This is a genomic window from Ammoniphilus soli, from assembly GCF_040813775.1.
This window is the reverse complement of sequence record NZ_JBEGDL010000125.1, coordinates 1-1,485: the sequence shown is the minus strand read 5'-3', so window position 1 is coordinate 1,485 and position 1,485 is coordinate 1. Positions and strand designations below refer to the sequence as shown.

At 46.3% G+C, this 1,485-nt stretch carries 1 protein-coding gene; it reads right to left on the bottom strand.

All coding sequences use genetic code 11. The features are described 5' to 3' along the window. Nucleotides 1–97: 97 nt before the first annotated feature. Nucleotides 98–1,485 (bottom strand): MFS transporter (locus ABLT31_RS38610; RefSeq protein ID WP_367761013.1); only part of this gene is annotated, 1,388 nt, incomplete at its 5' end.

The following is a 1,485-nucleotide window of genomic DNA, read 5'->3' as shown; positions in this document are numbered from 1 at the left end:
CAGCCAGAGAAAAGCAAAGAACAGCCCTTCTCTGCTATCGATGCGGACAAAGGCCGTTTTTGTAGAGTTAATGAAGCAATATCGTCTGCCGCGAATGTCAGCTCGATTCATTGACCGGCTGTAGGGCTTTATTACCGAAAGATAAGAAATACAAGAGCGCGCACGCTACGACAACTAAGCTTAATATCAGAATGAGATTGCCGTACAAGTATGCATACGAGTCCGAAATGAAAGGATGGAGCGGGAAAGCGAACAGCTCTTGCTCCAACGCTTTGGCGACTAGTGCTGTCACCACCGCACCGGAAATAGTCGATGTCATATTAAAAAAGCCCATACCGACACCGATTTGGTTAACAGGTAATATTTGCGTTACACTTTCCACTAGTGCCGTCTGCATGAAGGAAAATCCGATATACATCATAATTAAGGCAAGCCCGATGTACCATACCCAAAGCCCGATCGATGAAGATTGCAGCAGAAGACTAAGCGCGATTAAGGCAAGCCCCAGATACACGACAAAATGGCTTCCGCGTTTGACCGTCATATTGCCGGCAACTTTTCCGAATATGACCGCGCTAAAGGCTCCCGGAAACATAATGAGCCCGATATTCTCCGTGTTCAGACCATACATTTTGGTTAGCATAAGCGGGATCACAAACATCACGGACATCACGGTGCCGAAAATAAGAAAGCCGATGATGAGCCCGCTCCGGTATAGCGGATTGCTGAAAAGGGCTGGATCGACAAAAGGCTCCTTTACTCGGCGGATTTGAACGATAAATAGGATTAGAGCTATGCAGGATACGAGCAAATAAAACCAATTTGCTTCTGTCGTAAACAAAATCAGCATCGACACTACAATACCAAGCAGCACCGCTCCAACCATATCCAATTTTCCCGTCCCGCGTTGTTCCATTGGCAGAAACTTTTGGAAAAAAGGAATGGCGGCGAGTACGGGGAGCGAAACGAGAAACAAATATGCCCAGTGGAACGATCCTGCGATATAACCGCCGAGCACCGGACCAATTCCAATAGCGAAGGATACTGTTGATGTTATGATACCATACATTTTCCCCCGTTCCTCCATCGTAAAAAATCGGGCTACCAAGACAAAAACCAAAGCCGGGATGGCGGATCCACCGGCCCCTTGAATAGCCCTGGATAAAATGACAGCGGGGTACCAAGATTGCAATACAAAGCCCAGAATAGACCCCAAGCTGTAAAGGACGATTCCGATCGTAATCAGTTTTTTAATACTGTAAATATCGGAAAGTTTTCCGAAAATGACCATTCCCATACCGAAGACGATAAAAAAAATCGTAATCACCCAGCTTACGCCGGAAGCATCCAGCTCGAACTGCTTGGCAATGCTTGGGGTGGATACGTTGAATACCGATTCGTTCAGTACGGCAAAGAAGATGACGTAATAAATCCACGGCACACTTTTCTTTATGTCGGAAGAGTCTGATACAGGTTTGGTATTAC